This window comes from Nocardiopsis oceanisediminis (genome assembly GCF_048595525.1).
In the GTDB taxonomy this organism is placed as follows: domain Bacteria; phylum Actinomycetota; class Actinomycetes; order Streptosporangiales; family Streptosporangiaceae; genus Nocardiopsis_A; species Nocardiopsis_A oceanisediminis.
The window spans coordinates 1,730,002-1,745,163 of record NZ_JAFMZJ010000001.1 but is presented as its reverse complement, the minus strand read 5'-3'; the positions used below and the strand labels follow the sequence as shown (position 1 = coordinate 1,745,163).

Genomic DNA, 15,162 nt, shown 5'->3' with positions numbered 1-15,162 from the left:
CCCTTACCAGGTATCCGCCGGTGTGCTCGACACCGCGGGGCTTCACTACCATGGGGTACATGTCCTCCACTCCCACCACCGAGCAGGTGAACGCGGCCCTGGCGACCGTCCAGGACCCAGAGATCCGCCGCCCCATCACCGACCTCGACATGGTCAAGAGCGTCGAGATCGGCGACGACGGCGCGGTGCACGTCGGCATCTACCTCACGGTGGCCGGCTGTCCGATGAAGGGCCGGATCGAGAAGGACGTCACCGAGGCCGTCGCCAAGGTCGGCGGGGTCACCGGGGTCAGGGTCGAGCTCGACGTGATGAGCGAGGAGCAGCGCAAGCAGCTGCAGACCAAGCTCCGCGGCGGGCAGGCGGAGAAGGAGATCCCCTTCGCCAAGCCCAGCTCGCTGACCAAGGTCTTCGCGGTGGCCTCCGGCAAGGGCGGCGTCGGCAAGTCCTCGATCACCGTCAACCTGGCCGCCGCGATGGCCGCCCAGGGCAAGAAGGTCGGCGTCGTCGACGCCGACATCTACGGCCACTCGGTGCCGCGGATGCTCGGCGTCGAGCACGCGCCCACCAAGGTGGAGGACATGATCATGCCGCCCAGCGCGCATGACGTGAAGGTCATCTCGGTGGGCATGTTCACCCAGGGCAACCAGCCCGTGGTGTGGCGCGGCCCGATGCTCCACCGCGCGCTGCAGCAGTTCCTCGCCGACGTGTTCTGGGGCGACCTCGACGTCCTGCTGATGGACCTGCCCCCGGGCACCGGCGACATCGCGATCTCGGTGGCGCAGATGCTGCCGGGCGCCGAGATCCTCGTGGTGACCACGCCGCAGCAGGCCGCCGCCGAGGTGGCCGAGCGGGCCGGCGCGATCTCCGCCCAGACCCACCAGCGGGTCGCGGGCGTCATCGAGAACATGTCCTACTTCACCGCCCCGGGCAGCGAGGAGAAGACCTACCTGTTCGGCGAGGGCGGCGGCCGGACCGTCGCCGACGGCCTGACCAAGGCGCTCGGCGCCGAGGTGCCGCTGCTCGGCCAGGTGCCGCTGGACATGCGGCTGCGCGAGGGCGGCGACGAGGGCAAGCCCCTGGTGCTGACCGACCCCGACTCCGAGGCCGGCGGCGTGCTGCGCGGCATCGCCGAGCGGCTGGTCGGCAAGCCCCGCGGCCTGTCCGGCATGCAGCTCGGGATCAGCCCGACCCGGAAGTGACCTGCGGCGGAGCCGGCCCGCACGGCGCGGGCCGGCTCCGCCGCCCGGGCCGGCGCCGCGCGGCGCCGGCCCGGTTGCGCGCGAGGGCGCCCGGAGCGGGCGCCGGGAAGGAGGGCGCGTGCCCGACGCCGAGGAGTACCGGAACTGGCTGCGGATCGCCCTGGAGGAGGCCCGCGCCGGGCTGGCCGAGGGCGGCGTCCCGATCGGCGCGGCCCTGGTCGGCGCCGACGGGTCGGTGCTGGGCCGGGGCCGCAACCGCAGGGTGCAGGACGGCGACCCGTCGGTGCACGGCGAGACCGCGGCCTTCCGCGACGCCGGCCGGCAGCGCTCCTACGCCGGCACCACCATGGTGACCACGCTCGCGCCCTGCTGGTACTGCAGCGGCCTGGTGCGCCAGTTCGGCATCTCCCGGGTGGTCGTGGGCGAGGCCCGGACCTTCTCCGGCGGGCAGGACTGGCTCGCCGGGAACGGCGTCGAGGTGGTGCTGCTGGACGACGCGGAGTGCGTGGAGCTGATGGCCGGCTTCATCGCCGAGCACCCCGCGCTGTGGAACGAGGACATCGGCGAGGACCCCGGGGAGGGGTGACCCCCGGCGCGCGGCGGAGGGCCCCGGCCCGGTGCGCTTCCACCGGGGCCCTCTCTCCGTCCGCGGCGCCTCCCGGGGGGACCGGGGCGGCGGGGTCAGAGGGTGACGTCGGTCGTCCTGCTCCGGCCGTCGCGCTCGTACTCGATCTCCACGGTGTCGTCCGGCTTCTTGTCGGCGACCAGTTCCTGGAGGGTCTCGCCGTCGGTGACGGTGCGCCCGTCGAAGCGGGTGATCACGTCGCCGGGGCGCAGGCCGGCCTCGTCGGCCGGGCTGCCCGGGGTGACGGCGCCCTCCTCGTCGGCGATCTGCGCGCCGCCGTCCTCGTAGCCGCTGTCCAGCGCGACGCCCAGCGCCGCCTTGGAGGACGATCCGCCGGAGCCCTCGGAGCCCGCGGAGCCGCCGTCGATGATCTCGTCCACGACCTCCTTGGCGACGTCGGAGGGGATGGCGAAGCCGAGGCCGATGCTGCCGCTCTGCTCGCCGGGGGCCCCGCCCATGGTGGCGATGGCGGTGTTCACCCCGATCACCCGGCCCTGCTCGTCGACGAGCGGGCCGCCGGAGTTGCCCGGGTTGATCGCGGCGTCGGTCTGCAGCGCCTTGATGTCGGTGCGCGCGCCGTCCTCGCCGAGCGCCACCGAGCGGTCCTTGGCGCTGATGATGCCGGTGGTGACGGTGCCCGCCAGGCCCAGCGGGGCGCCGATCGCGATCACCTGGTCCCCGACGGTGACGTCGTCGGAGGAGCCGAACTGGAGCGGCTCGACGTCGCGCAGCGGGCGGCGGATCTTCAGCACCGCCAGGTCGCTCTCCGGCCGGGTTCCGACGATGTCGGCGGGGCTGGTGCGGCCGTTGCTGTAGGCGACCTCCATCCCGTCCTCCAGGGCCCCGGCGACGTGGAAGTTGGTCACCACGTGGTCGTCGTCGATGATGAAGCCGGAGCCGTTGCCGCCGCGGGAGCGGTCGTCCGGCTGGATCGAGACCACGCTGGGGCTGACCCGCTGGGCGACGCCGGCGATGGTGTCCGGGGCGCGGCTGGGCGCGTCGCTGGGGGCGTTGTTGAGCTTGACGCCCTCGCCCTGGCTGCTCCCGTCGGCCGCCGGCGTCCCGGCCCGGCCGCCGACGAACCCGCCGATCCCGGCGGCGACCAGCGCGACCACCACCGTCACCAGCAGGACGGACCAGATCGGCATGGACCGGCGCGGGGGCCGGGGGGCGGCCGCCGCCCCGCCGGGCGGCGGCAGGGGCGGGCCGGGCGGCACCGCTCCGGGAGGCGGTCCCGGCGGCTGCATCGGCCCGCCCGCCGGGGCGGGACCGGGGCCCGCGGGTTCGGCGCCGGGCGGGACCTGTCCGCCGGGGCCGAAGGGGCCGGGGCGGTGGGCCGGCTGCTGACCGGTGCCCGGTCCGTACGGCCCCGCCGGGTTCGGCCGCGACGGGCCTTCGGGGGGCGGGGTGCCGGTCTCGTCCGTCATGAAAGTCGTCTCCGTCTGTCGCTGCCTCCTCCCGATTGTGGAGGAGATCGCGTAAACCATCGGTTAGGGGGCGCCACCGACCGCGTCCACCCGAGTGAACACTATGCCGCCAATGCGCGGTATACCCCATCGAGGGCGATGCCGGGCATCGCGCGTCCGGGGCCGGTCACATTCCGAGCCAGTCGCCGAACCGGGCGAAGCCCCGGTCCACCCGGTCCCAGAAGCCGGCCTCGTCCGGTCCGGGCAGCGAGGCCGCCGCCGCGGCGACCGCGTCCGGCGGGGCGTCGGCGAGCATCGTGTACACGTACTCCTCCGCCTCCCACATCCGGCGCTGCTGCCCGGCGCCGCCCATGTAGACGGTTCCGCCGCCGCCTTCGACCGCGCGCATGCCCTGTCCGGTTCCGTGCGATCCGGAACCGAGCCGGCCGCGCTCGACGAAGACCGAGATGACGGAGAGGCCGTCGGAGTAGCTGAGGTGCACCACCGGCCCGGAGGGCTTGCGCTTGGTCCGCGCGTCCATCAGCCGGTAGTTCCAGGAGAGCCGGTCGGGCGCGGTCCAGCCGCCGGCGCGCAGCTCCCGGAGCTCGCCCTCGTCCAGCCGGTCGCCCCACGGGTCGGGGGCCCGGCCGGGATCGGCGGCCTCCGCCGCCCCGGCGGCCCCGTCCACCACCTGGAACTCGGTGAACTCGGAGAAGTGCACCACCCGGCCGAGGGGGTCCAGGGTCATCCGGCGCAGCGGCAGCCCGGTCTCGGCGTCGATCCAGAACCTCCCGGCCGCGCCGCCGTCCGCGCGCACCGCCTCCACCAGCTCGGCGGGGCGGCCGGAGGCCTCTCCGGCGCCGGCCCGGACCACCCGGTAGTTCTCCTCCAGGGTGTCCAGGACGCGGGCGCCGGGGTCGGGCCACTCCGAGGAGTCCGCGGGGCGGATCCGCACCTCGTCCGCACCGCCCGGCTCGTGGAGCCGGGTGCCCGACTCCGCGCTGTGCTCGACCTCGACGACCCGGTGCTCGGTGCCGGCCGGACCGGTGGAGCTGATCGCCTGCACCCCTTCGTAGGAGACCTTCCGGGAGGCCTCCGCGGCCCGGCGGAGCAGGTCCATGCCGTCGTCGGCGCCCTTCGCCGGGCCCTGCCCGCTGCCCGGCCCGGACGAGGCGGTCAGGGTCAGCGCGAGCAGCAGCGCGCAGCAGAGGGCGAGCAGCGCCGTCGGGCCGTCGTACCGGGAGCGATCGCCCCCGGAGGGCCATGGAGCTCCGTCGCGGCCGGTCACCACGCCCGCGGGGCGCCGTCGTCCCCGGACGTCCCGGGGACGTGCGCGACGGGTCCGACCGGGGCGCCGGGGGCGCCCTGCGCCCCTTCGGCGCCGTCCTCGGAGGCGGGCAGGGCGGCCTGCCCCGCGGTCAGCGCGTGCTCCACCGCGTAGTCCTCCAGGGAGGGGCGGACCACCGGGGCCTGCTCGGCGTCGCCGCCGGCCACGAAGGCGGTGCCCAGGGTCAGGGCGAGAGCGGACACGCCTGCCACCGCGTAGCGGGTGCGGTGCCAGCCGGGCCGCAGCACGGACGGGGCCTGCAGCGGGCGCCGGGGCCGCCGGGCGGGCGGCTGGGCGGCCGCGGGGCCCGGGGCGGGGCCGCCGGGCGCCGGGCCGCCGAGCGGCCGGCTCGACCCCAGTGGCGGCGGGCCTCCGAACAGGCCGCCGCTACCGGGGCCGGGTGGTTCCGACGGGCGGTCGTGCGGGGCGGCGCCCAGCGCGGACAGCCTGCCGAGGAAGTCGCTCGACGGGTCCGGGGCGTCCAGCCCATGCAGCCGGCGCTTGAGCCGGCGGAGCATGTCGGCCTCGAAGCGGCACGAGTCGCACGAGGCCAGATGGATCAGCGCCCGGTCCCGCTCGGCGGGCCCCAGCTCGCCGTCGACCAGGGCGGACAGCCGCTCGCCCAGGTGCTCCATGCTCATTCCACCTCCCGGGTCCATACCTGTGCCTCAGGGCCGGTCGCGTCCTTCCCGGCCAGCCTGCGCCGGTGCTCCAGCGCCTTGCGGAGCTGGGCCCGGCCCCGGTGGATCCGGCTGCGCACGGTGCCGAGCTTGACCCCGAGCGTCGCCGCGATCTCCTCGTAGGAGAGCCCTTCGATGTCGCAGAGCACCACCGGGGCGCGGAACTCGGCGGGCAGCGCGTCCAGCGCGGCCTGCACGTCGGCGTCGAAGTGCCGGTCGTCGTAGGACTGCGCGGGGGAGGGCTCGCGGCCCTGCAGCCGCTCCGCGGCGTTGTCCGCCAGCCCCTCGAACCGGATGCGGGCCTTGCGCCGCGCCATGTCGAGGAAGAGGTTGGTGGTGATCCGGTGCAGCCAGCCCTCGAAGGTCCCGGGGGTGTAGGAGGACAGCGAGCGGAAAACCCTGATGAAGACCTCCTGGGTGAGGTCCTCGGCGTCGTGCTTGTTCCCGGTGAGGCGGAAGGCGAGGCGGTACACCCGAGCAGAGTGGTTCTGCACCACTTCCTCCCAGCTCGGAGGCTGCCACTGCTCGAAGTCGACGGCAGCGTCGGGGTCGGCCACCGCTGCTCCTTTCGGTTCGTACCGCGTATCCGGCCGTTCCCGGACACCGCCGGGCGCGGGGATCGCGCCGGCGGGGGCCGTCACCGGTTCCGGGGAGGGCTCGGAGCCCACCGGTTCTTCGGCCTTGTCGGTCCTTCCTCCGGTGCAACGCGGCGCGCCGCCGATTAAGTTCCTTCCGGCGGCCCGTTCTTTTCCGCGCCGCTCCGGGATGCGGGCGGTCCGGCGCCCCTCGGCACCCGCCGCGCCGCCCGGTCCGCACCGGAACGTCCGCACCGGTGCCCGCACCGGTGCCCCGGTTTTTTCACCGTTCCGCGTGCCGACCTGCGTCGGACGTGGTAGCGGGGGGCTGTTGGGCTAATCTTTCGGTGAGGCACGGGCCCGGACGTGACCGTTCGCCTACTCTGCGCAACGGCGTCCTCGGGGGCCCGCCAGCTCCGTTCCACGTGTGGGAGGCCGTCATCATCGGCAGAAACGAAACCCTGGCGCACCTGGAGCACTACGCGGACGACGATCCCGCCCTGGCGTGGGTCCGCGACGCCGCCGGGGCCGATCCGGGCGCGCAGCCGGTGGGCGCGGCCTGCGGCGCCGCACTGCGCTTCCTGGCCGCGGCGATCGGCGCGCGGGCCGCGGTGGAGGTCGGCACGGGGTACGGGGGGTCCGGGATCTGGCTGCTCCGCGGCATGCGCCCGGACTCCATCCTGACCACCGTCGACATCGACCCGGTCTGCCAGGAGACCGCGCGCGACGCCTACCGCGAGGCCGGGTTCTCGGCCAACCGCACCCGGCTGATCCGGGGGATGGCGATGGAGGTCCTGCCCCGGCTCACCGACGGCGCCTACGACCTGGTCTTCGCCGACGCGGTGAAGAGCGAGTACCCCGCCTACCTCGCCGAGGCGCTGCGGCTGCTGCGGCCGGGCGGGGTGGTGGTCTTCCACGACGCGCTGGAGTCCGGCCCGGCCGGCGACGGCCCGCTCAGCGCGACCGACCCCGGCACCGCCGCCGTCCGCGAGGTGGGCCGCGCCGTCCGGGAGGACGACTCGCTGGTCCCGCTGCTGCTCCCGATCGGCGAGGGCCTCCTCGCGGCGATCCGCGAGGAGGCCCGTCCGTCCTGAGCCGGCCGGCCGGTCAGGCCAGCCAGCGGAGCAGCGTGCGGGTGGCGAACGCGGTGCCGCCCTTGGTGAGCACGCCCTGCTCGCCCATCGACCGGCCGGGGCCGGCGATGTCCAGGTGGGCCCAGGGCAGCCCGCCGGTGAACTCGCGCAGGAACAGCGCCGCCTCGGTCGCCCCGACGTGGCCGTAGTCGCTCTTGGTCGCGATGTTGGCCAGGTCGGCCACCCGCGACTCCAGGGCGTCCCGGTACTCCTCGGTGAGGGGCATCCGCCACAGCGGCTCGCCGGCCCGCTCGCCGGCCGAGCGCAGCGCCTCGGCCATCCCGTCGTCGGTGGCGAACAGCGCGCCGATCCCGGTGCCCAGGGCGACCTTGGCCGCACCGGTGAGCGTCGCGACGTCCACCAGCTCGTCCGGGGCGAGCTCGGCGACGGCGTAGTCCAGGGCGTCGGCCATCACCAGCCGGCCCTCCGCGTCGGTGTTGAGCACCTCCACGGTGCGGCCGCCGTAGGTGGTGAGCACGTCGCCGGGGCGCTGCGCCGACCCGGAGACGGAGTTCTCCGCCACCGCGATGAGCCCGGTGACCCGGGTCCGCGACCCCAGCTCGCCCAGGGCCGACAGCACGCCCAGGACCACGGCCGAACCGCTCATGTCGGTCTTCATGAGCTTCATGTTGTCGTTCGGCTTGAGCGACAGCCCGCCGGTGTCGAAGGTGATGCCCTTGCCCACCAGCACGACGTGCCGGTCCGGGTTCTCCGGGGCGTAGGAGAGCCGGACCATCCGGGGCGGCCGGGCGGAGCCCTGGCCGACCGCGAGGATCGCGCCGAACCCGCCGCGCTCCAGGTCCGCCTCGTCCCAGACCTCGACCTCCAGCCCGGCGCCGGCGGCGATCTCCCGGGCGCGCCGCGCGAGCCACTCCGGGTCCTTCTCCGCCGACGGGGTGTTGATCAGGTCCCGGGCCAGCGCGGTGGCGCGGGCCAGCGCCGTGCCCCGGCGCACCGCCTCCACCGGCTTGTCGCCGTCCCCGCAGACCAGCTCGATGCCGGCCACCGGGGCGGGCCCCTTGGGCGCGGAGGCGAGGCTGAACCGGTAGGAGGCGAGCAGCGCCCCCTCGGTGAACGCGGTGACGGACTCCGCGCCGTCCCCCGGGAAGGGGATCCGGGCGATGCCGGTGGCCGCCTTGGTGCGCCCCTTGGCGAGGCGGGCCAGGGCCGCCCCGGCGGTTCTCAGGTCCGCGGGGGCGCCGGACCCGGTGCCGAGCAGGGCCACCCGGACCAGTCCGCGGCCGAGGTCCGCGGCGAACTGCGCGGTCTCGCCGGGCTTCCCGGTCAGCTCATAGTGCGCGACCAGCTCGGCGAGGGGCGCCGGCAGCCGCGCGTCCAGGTCCCCGGCCGCCGCGGTGACCGCTTCCGGTCCCGCGTCCGTCGCCCGGACGGGGATCGCCACCAGGTCGGCGTCGGTGTCCGCGAGGGATCCCGGAACCGGCCGGATCTCCGTTTCGAAAGGCACGCTCGCTCGCTCGCAATCTAGGGGGACGTGGTGTACCGCGCCCGCGGCGCTGCCGCGGCGGGCGGGGTCTCGGTCACCGGTGCGGAGTTCAGCCGACGACTCCGTCCAGGGCGTCCTTGAGCTCCTTGGCCTCGTCCGGCGTCAGCTCGACGACGAGGCGCCCGCCGCCCTCCAGCGGGACCCGCATGATGATGCCGCGGCCCTCCTTGGTGACCTCCATCGGACCATCACCGGTCCTCGGCTTCATCGCCGCCATGCCATTTCCCCTTTCATAGGAAACATCGCTGTGAACCACCGCGGGACCCGCGAGCCGATCCGCGACGGCGGACCGGGCCGGGGGCTCCGGGCCCTCGTCCAAGCGACTCTTAGGGTCGGGATCCCCGTTCCGTCATTATCTCGGGTTTACGACCGGAATGGGAACGATCGGACAGCCCCGGGCCCGCCGGCCCCAAGGAATCCGAACAGTAAGGTTATAGCCGCAGCGCCGGAACAGGGGTGACGGCGCCGTCCACCCGAGCCGATCGAGGAGTCCTCCGTGGCCGACAGCGACAGCGCCGAGAGCGCCGCCGAATCCGTCTCCTACGACCTCTCCGAGGGGGTCGCCACCATCACCCTGGAGCGGCCCGACGCGATGAACTCGCTGACCAGAGCGGCCAAGGAGGAATTGCTCGCCGCGATCGAGCGGGCCAAGGGCGACCGCTCGGCCCGCGCCGTGGTGCTCACCGGGCGCGGCCGCGCCTTCTGCGCCGGCCAGGACCTGCGCGAGCACGGCGAGAACCTGAGCGAGGGGCGGGGGCTGGCCGGAACGGTCCGCGAGCACTACAACCCGATCGTGCTCGGCCTGGCGAACATGCCCAAGCCGGTGATCGCCTCGGTCAACGGGGTGGCGGCCGGGGCCGGGGCGTCCCTGGCCTTCGCCTGCGACCTGCGGATCGCCTCGGAGAAGGCCTCGTTCTCGATGGCCTTCGCCAACATCGGGCTCGGCTCGGACTCCGGCGCCTCCTGGACGCTGCCCCGGCTGGTGGGCCAGGCCCGCGCCGCGGAGATGCTGATGCTGGCCGAGCCGGTCAAGGCCGACCGGGCCCTGGAGATCGGGCTGGTCAACAAGGTGGTGCCGGCCGACGAGCTGGCCGGGGCCACCCGCGAGCTGGCGCTGCGGCTGGCCTCGGGCCCCACCGTGGCCTACGCGGCGATCAAGGCCGAGCTGGCGTTCGGCCAGGCGCTCGACCTGTCCCGGGCGCTGGACATGGAGGCCTCGCTGCAGGAGCAGTGCGCCGAGACCGTCGACCACAAGAACGCCACGCTGGCCTTCCTGGAGAAGGAGAAGCCCTCCTTCGAGGGCCGGTAGCACCGCCGGGGGAAGGACCGCGGGGGCGCCGGGGAGGCCCGCCCGCCCTTCCCCTCCCCCCGCGATGATCTCGGCGCCGCGGGGGCGTCAGAGCGCTCTGCCACCCCCGCGACGCCGAGATCATCGCGGGCGGGGAGCGGCGCCGCGGCGCGGGTCAGCGCAGGGTGCCGGTGGAGACCATCTCGGTGCCGTCGTGCGAAACCGCCTCCCAGCGGGCCTCCAGGGTGCCCTCGGCGGCGCCCGGGGACAGGCGCAGCACGGAGGAGTCCACGCACCGGTCGTCCGGGTCGTAGGTCTCCACGTAGTCGAAGACGAAGCCGTCCCCGGTCCGCTCGGACAGGGTGAGGCTGCCCCGGCAGTTCAGCGTGTACCACTCGGAGCTGCCGCGCTCCTCCCCGGACTCCAGGCGGACCTCGGCCCCCCAGTCGGTGACGTGCGCGCCGGAGGCGTCCTGCTGGCTCATGTCGCCCCGCCAGGACCCGGCGAAGGAGTCGGGGACGCTGGCCCCCGCGGCCTCCTCCTCGCCGGGGCCGGAGGCCAGGCCCCAGTAGGCGGCCGCGCCGGCCCCGCCCAGCAGCACGGCGGCGGCCGCGGCGATGGCGATCGCCCTGCCCCGGCGGCGGCGCGCCGCGCTGTGCCGGGTGGAGCGGGGCGGGGCCCACAGCGACATCTGCCGCACCGGGGAGGCCGAGGGCGGCCCCTCGGCGCCGCCCTCCGACCGGCGGGTGGGGGCCTCGCTCACCGGGCGTCCTCGGCCGGGGGCCGGCTGGCGGCTCGTTTCAGGAACATCGCACTCACTCATCCTCACGTGCGAACGGCGTGCTCGGGCACCGGCGCGGGCGGGCGCCCACCCGGTACAGCGTCAGAGGATATGGCACGGCGCGAGCGGGCGGCCGCCGGTCCGGCGGAGCGCGCCCCGGCAGGGGTCACCCCCTGCTCCCCCGGCGGAAGCAGTCCGCGAGGTGGTCGTCGACGATACCGGTGGCCTGCATCGCGGCGTAGGCGGTGGTCGGGCCGACGAACCGGAACCCGCGGGCCTTGAGCGCCTTGGCCAGGGCGGCGCTCTCCGGTGTGGCGGCCGCCACGTCGGCGTCGGTGCGGGGGGCGGGGCGCTCCGGCCCGGCGGCCTGCCCGCGGACGAACGCGGCCAGGCCCTCCTGGAGTTCCAGGGCCGCGCGCGCGTTGCCGACCACCGCTTCGATCTTGGCCCGGCTGCGGATCAGCCGGGCGTCGCCGAGCATCCGCTCCACTTCGGCGGCGCCGTAGCCGGCGACGGTCCGCGGGTCGAAGCCGGCGAACGCCTCGCGCAGCGCCTCCCGTTTGCGCAGCACGGTGAGCCAGGAGAGGCCGGCCTGGAAGGCCTCCAGCGAGAGGCGCTCGAACATGGCCCGGTCGGTGCGGACCGGGAGCCCCCACTCGGTGTCGTGGTAGGCCATCAGGTCCGGGGTGCCCAGCGCCCAGGTGCAGCGGCGCCGGCCGTCGGGGCCCTGGGGTGCGGCGGAGGCGCCGGTCATCGGGGGTCCTCTCCTGGGGCGGTACGGGGGGCGGAGCGGAACCGGGGCGGATCAGCCGGCCGCGCCGGGGCCCCGGTCGGCCTCCTCGCCGCTGCCGTTCCGGCCGGTGCCGAGCGGCTGCCCGCCCGGGGGCGTCCGCGGGTAGAGCACCCGCGGCCCGGTGGAGGCCGGGACCTCGGCGAGCCGCCGCTCCAGTTCGGCGATGTGCTCGTCGCGCTCGTTCAGCGCCGCCGAGGCCCTGCGCAGCACCTCGTCGACGCCGCGGACATGGTAGCCCCACAGCGCCAGCGGCAGGGTGAGGCGTCCGATGTCCGCGGACGTCAGGCCGCGCCCCTCGGGCAGGTCGAGCGGCGGCCGGTCGGCCTCGAAGCGCGCCAGCCGGCCCCCTTTGCCCATGACCGCGTAGGCGACCCCGCACAGCACGGCCGCCGCGGCCACCGCGATGAGGAACAGGATGGTTGGATTCACGGTCCCGATCGTGCCATACCGCGGCGCCCGGCGCCCGGGAGCCGGTCGCCTCGCGGCCGTGGCAGACTCGGTGCGATGGAGACGCACGACGCCGGACTCGGCTGCGAGGTCCTGGAGCCCGGGGCCGCCGCCCCCGCGGGCGCGGTCGACGCGGGGCACCGCCCGCCGGCCGCGCGGGTGCGCGCGCTGGCCGCGGGCCCGCTGCCGGTCCTGGTCCGCTGCGAGGCCGGGGACGAGGCCGAGAGCACCGCCCTGGTCGCGCTCTACGCCTGGCTGGGCGCGCGGCTGTTCACCACCGGCCATCCCCGCTCGGCGCGCCAGGCGCTGGACATGGTGGCCTCGGTGGCCGGGGGCCGGCCTCCGGCCGCGGTCCGCCGCGGGCTGGCCTGACCCCCGGCCCGGTGCCGGTCCGGCTACTCGCCGTCGCCCTCGCGGGCCAGCGCCTCGGCCGCGGCGCGCTCCTCGCGCTCCCGCTCCATGTCGGCGTGGGCCTTGTCGATGACCTCGACCGCCTCGGCCGGGTCGTCGGTGAGGTGGATCAGGTCCGGGTCCTCCGGCGAGACGACGCCCTCGTCCAGCAGCCGGCCGCGGATCCAGTCGACCAGGCCGCTCCAGAACTCGGTGCCCAGCAGCACCACCGGGAAGCGGGTCACCTTGCGGGTCTGCACCAGCGTGATGGCCTCGAAGAGCTCGTCCAGGGTGCCGAAGCCGCCCGGGAGCACCACGAACGCCTGGGAGTACTTCACGAACATCGTCTTGCGGACGAAGAAGTACCGGAAGGTGACGCCGGTGTCCACGAACTCGTTGAGCGACTGCTCGAAGGGGAGCTCGATGCCCAGTCCGATGGAGGTCCCGCCGGCCTCGGCGGCGCCCTTGTTGGCCGCCTCCATCAGGCCGGGGCCGCCCCCGGTGATCACCACGTAGCCGGCCCGCGCCAGCAGCGAGCCGACCTCGGTGCCCAGGTCGTAGTAGGGGGTATCCGGTTTGATCCGGGCCGAGCCGAACACGCTGACCGCCCGGCCGAGCTCGGAGAGGAGCCCGAAGCCCTCGACGAACTCCGACTGGATGCGCAGCACCCGCCACGGGTCGGTGTGCACCCAGTCGGTGGGGCCGCGCCGGTCGAGCAGGCGCTGGTCGGTGGTGGTCTGCGGGATCGCGTTGCCCCGGTAGGTCAACGGCCCCGCCCGTCGGATCTTGTCGGCGTCGGTCATGGGCCCAAACTATCCGGTCCGGCCCCCTCCGGCGGGGCCGGTTCCGGCAACTATCCGCGCCCGTTCGCCGAACCGCCCGCGCCCGTCAGCCAGTCGGCCATCCGCCGCTCGGCCTGGTCGACCAGGGCCAGGTCCACCCACTCGTCCCGGGTGTGCGCCAGGGTGGGCTCGCCGGGGCCGTAGTTGACCGCGGGCACGCCCAGCTCCGACATCCGCGCCACGTCGGTCCAGCCGAGCTTGGCCCGGGCCTCGCCGGCGCCGACCGCGGCGACGAACTCGGCGGCGGCCGGGTCGTCCAGCCCGGGGCGGGCCGGCGGGGCGGCGTCGGTGACCCGCACGTCGAAGCCGGCGAACACCTCGCGCAGGTGCTCCTCGGCGTCCTTGACCGAGCGGTCCGGGGCGAACCGGTAGTTCACCGTGACCGTGCACTCGTCCGGGACGACGTTGCCGGCCACCCCGCCGGAGATGAAGACCGCGTTGAGCCCCTCGCGGTAGCGGAGGCCGTCGACCTCGGGCTCGCGCGGGGTGTAGCCGCGCAGCACGTCCAGGATGCGCCCGGCGCCGTGGATGGCGTTCTCGCCCATCCAGGAGCGGGCGCTGTGCGCGCGCTCGCCGCGCGCGATCACCTCGACCCGCATGGTCCCCTGGCAGCCGCCCTCGATGACGCCGCCGGTGGGCTCCAGCAGCACCGCGAAGTCGCCGGCGAGCCACTCGGGGTGGTCCCGGGAGAGCCGGCGCAGCCCGTTCCGCTCGGCGTCGACCTCCTCGCAGTCGTAGAAGACGAAGGTGAGGTCGTGCACCGGCTCGGTGAGGGCGGCGGCCAGCCGCAGCTGCACCGCGACGCCGCTCTTCATGTCGGAGGAGCCGCAGCCGTAGAGCCGGTCGCCCTCCCGCCGGGAGGGGACGTTGTCCACGATCGGCACGGTGTCGATGTGCCCGGCCAGCACGACGCGCTTGGCGCGGCCCAGGCCGGTCCGGGCGACCACGGCGTCGCCGTCCCGGTCCACCCGCAGGTGGCCCAGCCCGGACAGGGAGCGTTCGATCATGTCGGCCAGCGCGCGCTCCCCGCCGCTGACCGACTCGGTGTCGACGAGTCGCGCGGTGAGGGTGCGGACGTCTGCTGTGAGGTCGAGCATCTGAGGGCTTTCCGGGTCGGCGGTCATGGCGCGGCCCGGGGGCGGGTCCGCCCCCGGGCTCTCACGGCCGCGCCGGCGTCAGGCGTTGACGCCGTGCTCGCGGAGCAGGTCGTTGAGGGCCAGCTTGTCGTGCTCCTGGCCCTCCTCCAGGCGCTTGAGGACGAGCAGCACCGGCATCCCGAAGTCGCCGCCGGGGAAGCTCTTCACCTTGTTCGCGGTGACGCACACCGACCAGGCGGGGGCCTCGCCGCGGGGCAGCTCCTCGCCGGTCTGCGCGTCGTAGACCCGGGTCGAGGCGGTGAGGATGGTGCCCGCGCCGAGCTTGGCGCCGCGGCGCACCCGGGCGCCCTCGACGACCATGCTGCGCGAGCCGAGGAACGCGTCGTCCTCGATGATCACCGGGGAGGCCTGCGGCGGCTCCAGCACGCCGCCGACGCCGACGCCGCCGGAGAGGTGGACGTTCTCGCCCACCTGGGCGCAGGAGCCGACGGTGGCCCAGGTGTCGACCATGGTGCCGGAGCCGACCCAGGCGCCGAAGTTGGTGAAGGACGGCATCAGCACGACGCCGGGGGCCAGGTAGGCGCCCCAGCGGGCGATGGCGCCGGGGACGACGCGGACGCCGTCGAAGCGGGTCTTGAGCGGGATGCGGTCGTGGTGGTGGAAGTCACCGACCTTGGACTCCTCCATGCCGAGCACGCGGAAGCTCAGCAGGATGGAGCGCTTGGCGCGCTCGTCGACGACCACCTGATCCGTGTCCGGGTCGACGAAGGCGACCCGGGCCTTGCCGGCGTCCAGTTCGTCGACGGCTCCGACGATGGTGTCGCGGGCCGCGGTGTCGTCAGGGGTCAGCTCGGAACGGCGCTCCCAGAGATCGTCGATCTCGGCGGGCAGCGGGCTGGTGAACGAGGTGGTCATGGCCTGTGAGCCTACTGGTTCCGGGCTGGTGCGACCAACCGGGGGCGCCGCGCGTCCGGGCTCGGGCCGGTACGCTCCTGCGGCGCGGGAGTCCGGCCCGCCCCGGTCGGGCACGCCTTACCATTCGGGGTGAGCGCCCCCCGGCTCGCAAGACGTGAGA

The 15,162-nt window shown here is 75.1% G+C and carries 17 protein-coding genes; 5 read left to right on the top strand and 12 right to left on the bottom strand.

Features of this window, described 5'->3' with window-relative positions; all coding sequences use genetic code 11:
- Positions 1–59: 59 nt before the first annotated feature.
- Both J0910_RS07870 and J0910_RS07865 read left to right on the top strand, forming a co-directional pair.
- Positions 60–1,199, top strand: a complete 1,140-nt coding sequence (locus J0910_RS07870; RefSeq protein ID WP_420157862.1) for an Mrp/NBP35 family ATP-binding protein — start codon at positions 60–62, stop codon at positions 1,197–1,199.
- 118 nt (positions 1,200–1,317) lie between these two features.
- On the top strand, positions 1,318–1,785 hold the full coding sequence (locus J0910_RS07865) for a nucleoside deaminase (RefSeq protein ID WP_420157861.1): 468 nt from the start codon (positions 1,318–1,320) through the stop codon (positions 1,783–1,785).
- Positions 1,786–1,880: 95 nt separating this feature from the next.
- Here J0910_RS07865 and J0910_RS07860 read toward each other — a convergent pair whose 3' ends face one another.
- The 4 genes from J0910_RS07860 to sigE form a co-directional block, all read right to left on the bottom strand.
- The gene (locus J0910_RS07860) at positions 1,881–2,972 is read right to left on the bottom strand and encodes a S1C family serine protease (RefSeq protein ID WP_420157860.1); all 1,092 of its coding nucleotides are present in this window, start codon (positions 2,970–2,972) and stop codon (positions 1,881–1,883) included.
- Between the two features lie 445 nt (positions 2,973–3,417).
- Positions 3,418–4,521, bottom strand: a complete 1,104-nt coding sequence (locus tag J0910_RS07855) for a sigma-E factor regulatory protein RseB domain-containing protein (RefSeq protein ID WP_420157859.1) — start codon at positions 4,519–4,521, stop codon at positions 3,418–3,420.
- On the bottom strand, positions 4,515–5,198 hold the full coding sequence (locus tag J0910_RS07850; RefSeq protein WP_420157858.1) for an anti-sigma factor family protein: 684 nt from the start codon (positions 5,196–5,198) through the stop codon (positions 4,515–4,517). The genes J0910_RS07855 and J0910_RS07850 overlap by 7 nt, the downstream gene beginning before the upstream one ends.
- Positions 5,195–5,794: an RNA polymerase sigma factor SigE gene (gene sigE, locus J0910_RS07845; protein WP_420157857.1), complete on the bottom strand. Its 600-nt coding sequence runs from the start codon at positions 5,792–5,794 to the stop codon at positions 5,195–5,197. Before sigE ends, J0910_RS07850 begins: the two co-directional genes overlap by 4 nt.
- Before the next feature lie 443 nt (positions 5,795–6,237).
- On the opposite strand from sigE, the gene J0910_RS07840 reads away from it, so the two are divergent.
- Entirely contained in the window at positions 6,238–6,906 is a 669-nt protein-coding gene (locus tag J0910_RS07840) for an O-methyltransferase (protein ID WP_420157856.1), read from the top strand.
- Between the two features lie 13 nt (positions 6,907–6,919).
- Here the strand turns inward: J0910_RS07840 and J0910_RS07835 are convergent, their stop codons facing one another.
- Together J0910_RS07835 and J0910_RS07830 are read right to left on the bottom strand one after the other, a co-directional pair.
- Entirely contained in the window at positions 6,920–8,410 is a 1,491-nt protein-coding gene (locus J0910_RS07835) for a leucyl aminopeptidase (protein ID WP_420157855.1), read from the bottom strand.
- 88 nt (positions 8,411–8,498) lie between these two features.
- A complete protein-coding gene (locus tag J0910_RS07830) occupies positions 8,499–8,666 on the bottom strand; it encodes a DUF3117 domain-containing protein (RefSeq protein WP_081620500.1) in 168 nt (55 codons plus the stop codon).
- 279 nt (positions 8,667–8,945) lie between these two features.
- On the opposite strand from J0910_RS07830, the gene J0910_RS07825 reads away from it, so the two are divergent.
- The gene (locus J0910_RS07825) at positions 8,946–9,758 is read left to right on the top strand and encodes an enoyl-CoA hydratase-related protein (protein ID WP_420157854.1); all 813 of its coding nucleotides are present in this window, start codon (positions 8,946–8,948) and stop codon (positions 9,756–9,758) included.
- A gap of 154 nt (positions 9,759–9,912) precedes the next feature.
- Here the strand turns inward: J0910_RS07825 and J0910_RS07820 are convergent, their stop codons facing one another.
- From J0910_RS07820 to J0910_RS07810, 3 genes are all read right to left on the bottom strand, one after another.
- Positions 9,913–10,500: a hypothetical protein gene (locus J0910_RS07820; RefSeq protein WP_420157853.1), complete on the bottom strand. Its 588-nt coding sequence runs from the start codon at positions 10,498–10,500 to the stop codon at positions 9,913–9,915.
- Positions 10,501–10,684: 184 nt separating this feature from the next.
- Positions 10,685–11,272, bottom strand: coding sequence for a DNA-3-methyladenine glycosylase I (locus J0910_RS07815; RefSeq protein ID WP_420157852.1), 588 nt, complete (start codon positions 11,270–11,272; stop codon positions 10,685–10,687).
- A gap of 51 nt (positions 11,273–11,323) precedes the next feature.
- Entirely contained in the window at positions 11,324–11,740 is a 417-nt protein-coding gene (locus J0910_RS07810) for a hypothetical protein (protein ID WP_420157851.1), read from the bottom strand.
- A 75-nt stretch (positions 11,741–11,815) separates the two neighbouring features.
- Between J0910_RS07810 and J0910_RS07805 the strand changes: the two genes are divergently transcribed.
- The gene (locus J0910_RS07805) at positions 11,816–12,130 is read left to right on the top strand and encodes a hypothetical protein (protein ID WP_420157850.1); all 315 of its coding nucleotides are present in this window, start codon (positions 11,816–11,818) and stop codon (positions 12,128–12,130) included.
- A 23-nt stretch (positions 12,131–12,153) separates the two neighbouring features.
- On the opposite strand, the gene J0910_RS07800 is transcribed toward J0910_RS07805, so the two are convergent.
- The 3 genes from J0910_RS07800 to J0910_RS07790 all read right to left on the bottom strand — a co-directional run bounded on the left by J0910_RS07800 (position 12,154) and on the right by J0910_RS07790 (position 15,002).
- On the bottom strand, positions 12,154–12,951 hold the full coding sequence (locus J0910_RS07800) for an LOG family protein (protein ID WP_420157849.1): 798 nt from the start codon (positions 12,949–12,951) through the stop codon (positions 12,154–12,156).
- Positions 12,952–13,001: 50 nt separating this feature from the next.
- A complete protein-coding gene (dapE, locus tag J0910_RS07795; RefSeq protein ID WP_420157848.1) occupies positions 13,002–14,087 on the bottom strand; it encodes a succinyl-diaminopimelate desuccinylase in 1,086 nt (361 codons plus the stop codon).
- Positions 14,088–14,165: 78 nt separating this feature from the next.
- Positions 14,166–15,002 carry a 2,3,4,5-tetrahydropyridine-2,6-dicarboxylate N-succinyltransferase gene (locus J0910_RS07790; protein ID WP_017592796.1) on the bottom strand — a complete coding sequence of 279 codons (837 nt, stop codon included), beginning with the start codon at positions 15,000–15,002 and terminating at the stop codon, positions 14,166–14,168.
- Between the last annotated feature and the right edge of the window lie 160 nt (positions 15,003–15,162).

Excerpts from the sequence above, each read along its gene's own strand:
- J0910_RS07870 (WP_420157862.1), top strand. The coding sequence starts at position 60 with ATGTCCTCCACTCCCACCACCGAGCAGGTGAACGCGGCCCTGGCGACC.
- J0910_RS07815 (WP_420157852.1), bottom strand. The coding sequence starts at position 11,272 with ATGACCGGCGCCTCCGCCGCACCCCAGGGCCCCGACGGCCGGCGCCGC.
- J0910_RS07805 (WP_420157850.1), top strand. The coding sequence starts at position 11,816 with ATGGAGACGCACGACGCCGGACTCGGCTGCGAGGTCCTGGAGCCCGGG.
- J0910_RS07860 (WP_420157860.1), bottom strand. The coding sequence starts at position 2,972 with ATGCCGATCTGGTCCGTCCTGCTGGTGACGGTGGTGGTCGCGCTGGTC.
- J0910_RS07790 (WP_017592796.1), bottom strand. The coding sequence starts at position 15,002 with ATGACCACCTCGTTCACCAGCCCGCTGCCCGCCGAGATCGACGATCTC.
- dapE (WP_420157848.1), bottom strand. The coding sequence starts at position 14,087 with ATGCTCGACCTCACAGCAGACGTCCGCACCCTCACCGCGCGACTCGTC.
- J0910_RS07850 (WP_420157858.1), bottom strand. The coding sequence starts at position 5,198 with ATGAGCATGGAGCACCTGGGCGAGCGGCTGTCCGCCCTGGTCGACGGC.
- J0910_RS07800 (WP_420157849.1), bottom strand. The coding sequence starts at position 12,951 with ATGACCGACGCCGACAAGATCCGACGGGCGGGGCCGTTGACCTACCGG.
- J0910_RS07830 (WP_081620500.1), bottom strand. The coding sequence starts at position 8,666 with ATGGCGGCGATGAAGCCGAGGACCGGTGATGGTCCGATGGAGGTCACC.